5 protein-coding genes are annotated in these 3,671 nt (G+C 62.3%); all 5 read left to right on the forward strand.

The annotated features are described in order from the left end of the window. Window positions 1-526, forward strand: a 526-nt coding sequence (locus EKA13_RS26310) for a TetR/AcrR family transcriptional regulator (protein ID WP_065761955.1), incomplete at its 5' end; no start/stop codon positions are given. Window positions 527-547: 21 nt separating this feature from the next. After that, entirely contained in the window at window positions 548-1,381 is an 834-nt protein-coding gene (locus tag EKA13_RS26315; protein WP_065761956.1) for an alpha/beta fold hydrolase, read from the forward strand. A 44-nt stretch (window positions 1,382-1,425) separates the two neighbouring features. After that, entirely contained in the window at window positions 1,426-1,866 is a 441-nt protein-coding gene (locus EKA13_RS26320) for an acyl-CoA thioesterase (RefSeq protein WP_065761957.1), read from the forward strand. 49 nt (window positions 1,867-1,915) lie between these two features. Continuing rightward, window positions 1,916-2,875, forward strand: coding sequence for a tRNA dihydrouridine synthase (locus EKA13_RS26325; RefSeq protein WP_065761958.1), 960 nt, complete (start codon window positions 1,916-1,918; stop codon window positions 2,873-2,875). A 110-nt stretch (window positions 2,876-2,985) separates the two neighbouring features. Continuing rightward, window positions 2,986-3,429, forward strand: a complete 444-nt coding sequence (locus EKA13_RS26330; RefSeq protein ID WP_065761959.1) for an Hsp20 family protein — start codon at window positions 2,986-2,988, stop codon at window positions 3,427-3,429. Window positions 3,430-3,671 lie beyond the last annotated feature (242 nt).

Below are 3,671 nucleotides of genomic sequence, written 5' to 3' on the forward strand. Positions count from 1 at the left end.
GGCCAAGACCCGCGATCGGATTCTCGACGCCGCTTGCAGTGCGTTGATTCAGCACGGTCCGGTAGAGCCTAGCGTCAACCAGGTGATGGGGGCGGCTGGGCTTACCGTCGGTGGATTTTATGCTCATTTCGAAAGCAAGGATGCGTTGATGCTCGAGGCCTTTCGCCAGTTGTTGGGCGAGCGTCGATCCTTGCTGGCACAGGTCGATCCTGCACTTGATGGTGAAGGCCGTCGGGCCCTGGTGGCGGCATTCTACCTGTCACGTAAGCACCGAGATGCGACCGAGCATGCGTGCCCGCTGCCCACTTCCTTGAGCGAAATGACGCGCTTGCCCGACAGCTTCCGTCAGGTCCTGGCCGAGCACATCGAGCTGATGATGGTTCAACTGGCCGATCGTCCTGAGGACGCCGACAAGGTCCTGGCTGATCTGGCCTTGATGGTGGGTGGTCTGGCATTGGCGCGTGCGCTTGGTACCGATGAGCTGTCTGACCGTGTCCTGCGTGCCGCCAAGTCGGCGGTGATCTGATCGTGTAACAGGAGCAAAGCGATGAGCCGTTTGAGCTGGATTCGTGGTGTGAACGGTACCCTTGGCCGGCTGGTGCCTGAGCATGTGGCGAGCACGATGCGCCAGGCCTTCATGACCCCACGCAACCTGCCGCCCAAGGCCTGGGAGTTGCCGCTGCTGGCCAGTGCCGAGCGGATAACCCTGCGGTTCGGGCTTTCAGCACTGCGTTGGGGGCAGGGGCCAGCGGTACTGTTGATGCACGGCTGGGAAGGCAGGCCCACTCAGTTCGCGCATTTGATCCAGGCGCTGGTGGCGGCCGGGTATACGGTGGTGGCGCTGGATGGGCCGGCCCATGGCCATTCCCCTGGGCAGCAGGCGCATGTGGTGCTGTTCGCCCGCGCTTTGTTGGAAGCTGCCGCCGAACTGCCACCGTTGCGTGCGGTGATCGGGCACTCGATGGGCGGTGCCAGCGTGCTGCTGGCGTTGCAGTGGGGCTTGCGCGCTGATGCCGCGGTGAGTGTGGCAGCCCCGGCGCGTCTGCTTGAGGTGCTGCGAGGTTTTGCCCAGCATCTGGGCATGCCGTCGCGGGCGCGAGCCGCGTTCATTCGGCAGGTTGAGCGGGACGTCGGTGTGCAGGTGTCACGGCTTGACGTTAACGGCTATCAGCTCGAGCTGCCCGGGTTGATCGTGCATGCGCAGAACGACGAGCGGATTTCGCCCAGTGAAGCACAGGTCATTCATGACGCCTGGTTTGACAGTCGCTTGTTGCTGTTGCCTGAGGGTGGGCATCAACGGGTGTTGTCCGCACCTCTGTTCATCGAGGCGGTATTGGCATTGCTTGAGCGCATTACCTTGGCGGCGCGCCAATCGGCCTGAGCATCCGTTACACTCTGTCGGTCTACCTAGCACCTGGAGCGGGCATGAGTTGGGATCTTGAAACACCATTCGTCATCGACCTGCGCGTTGGCGCAGAAGACATCGATGGCCTTGGTCATGCCAATAACGCGGTCTATGTGACCTGGCTGGAGCGTTGCGCCTGGCGCCATTCGCAGCGCCTGGGCCTGGATCTGGTCGAGTATCGGCGACTTGACCGGGCGATGGCTGTGGTTCGGCATGAAATCGATTACCTGGCCAGTGCGTATCAGGACGATGAGTTGCAGTTGGCGACCTGGATCGTCGATTGGGATCAGCGCCTGAAAATGACACGTCGTTTTCAGTTGGTGCGTCCCAGCGATGGCGCCACCTTGCTACGGGCGCAGACCACCTTTGTCTGCATCGAGTTGTCCACAGGCAAGCCTAAGCGCATGCCCGCAGAGTTTCTTGAGGGGTATGGTCAGGCGCTGATGGCCGGGGCCCGATAGACCCGGCTTTTTGCTAGACTGCGCGCCTTCTTCGCTCGAGACACAACCTATGCAAATTGCCCTGGCCCCCATGGAGGGGCTGGTCGACAACATTCTGCGCGACGTCCTGACCCGGGTTGGCGGCATCGACTGGTGTGTCACTGAGTTCATTCGGGTCTGCGACCGTTTGTTGCCGGCTGCGCATTTCCACAAGATGGCGCCTGAGTTGGCCTTGGGCGCGCAAACCGCAGCCGGCGTACCGCTGCGCGTGCAATTGCTGGGTTCCGATCCGGTGTGCCTGGCCGAGAACGCCGCGTTGGCCTGTGAGCTTGGCGCGCCGGTGATTGACCTGAACTTTGGTTGCCCGGCCAAGACAGTGAACAAGTCGCGTGGCGGCGCTGTGCTGCTCAAGGAGCCTGAACTGCTGCACGCCATTGTTCGCGAGGTGCGGCGGGCGGTACCGGCGCATATTCCGGTGACCTCGAAGATGCGCCTGGGTTTTGACAGCCCGGACGGTGCGCTTGACTGCGCCACGGCGCTGGCCGAAGGCGGCTCGGCGCACCTGGTGGTGCATGCGCGAACCAAGGTGGATGGCTACAAGCCGCCTGCCCATTGGGAGTGGGTGGCGCGGGTGCAGGACGTGGTCAAGGTGCCGGTGTTTGCCAACGGTGAGGTCTGGACCCTGGAAGACTGGCGACGTTGCCGTGAAATCAGTGGTGTCGAGGACATCATGCTGGGTCGTGGCCTGGTATCCCGGCCAGACCTGGCGCGGCAGATCGCCGCCGAGCGCGATGGGGTCGAATTTGTGCCGCTGGACTGGCAGGCGCTGATGCCGTTGCTCCAGGACTTCTGGCGCCAGGCCAGGGCCGAGCTGACGCCACGTGCGGCACCTGGGCGCCTGAAACAGTGGGTGGCGATGCTGACCCGTACCTACCCCGAAGCGACCGCGCTGTTCACCGAATTGCGCCGGGAAACCGACTGTGATCGCGTCGGGCAATTGCTCGGTATGCCGTTCACTGAGGCGGCCTGAAAAATTTTTCAGAGGGCGCTTGAAATCGTTTGTCGGGTCCACATCTAGGGAGTACGCGATGCCGAATTCGGGTCGCGTTGAATCCCTCGCTGATTATCAGGAGATGTACCATGACGACTGCTTTTTCTTTGGCTCCACTGTTCCGCCATTCCGTTGGTTTCGACCGTTTTAATGACCTGTTCGAGTCGGCGGCACGTAATGAAGCGGGTAGCAGCTACCCACCTTACAACGTGGAAAAGCATGGCGATGACCACTATCGAATCGTCGTTGCCGCTGCCGGCTTCCAAGAGCAGGACCTGGACCTGCAAGTGGAGAAAGGCGTCTTGACCGTTGTTGGCGGCAAGCGCGACAGCAACGCCGAAAGCGTGACCTACCTGCATCAGGGCATTGCCCAGCGGGCTTTCAAACTGTCGTTCCGGCTGGCCGACCATATTGAGGTCAAGGCCGCAGCCCTGGCCAACGGCCTGCTCAGCATCGACCTGCTGCGCATCGTTCCGGAAGAGGCCAAGGCCAAGCGTATCCCGATCAATGGGAGCCAGCCTGCACTCAACTGAGTGCGCATGGCGATGAAAGGGGCGCCTCTGGGTGCCCTCACGCTGCACACGAACCCCCGCTTTTAGCGGGGGTTCGTTTTTTTAAGCCCCAGACATGCTGGCGCTCACCCCCGCAATACCCCACCGACTGAGCCCGCGCCAGCTGTAGGAGCGGGTCTTGCCCGCGATGCAGACGCCGCGCACTCGCAGATACCCCACCGACGTCATCGCAGGCAAGCCAGCTCCAACAGGCCCGCGCAACC

Origin of the sequence: Pseudomonas defluvii, from assembly GCF_001695625.1 — a bacterium.
Lineage (GTDB): Bacteria > Pseudomonadota > Gammaproteobacteria > Pseudomonadales > Pseudomonadaceae > Aquipseudomonas > Aquipseudomonas defluvii.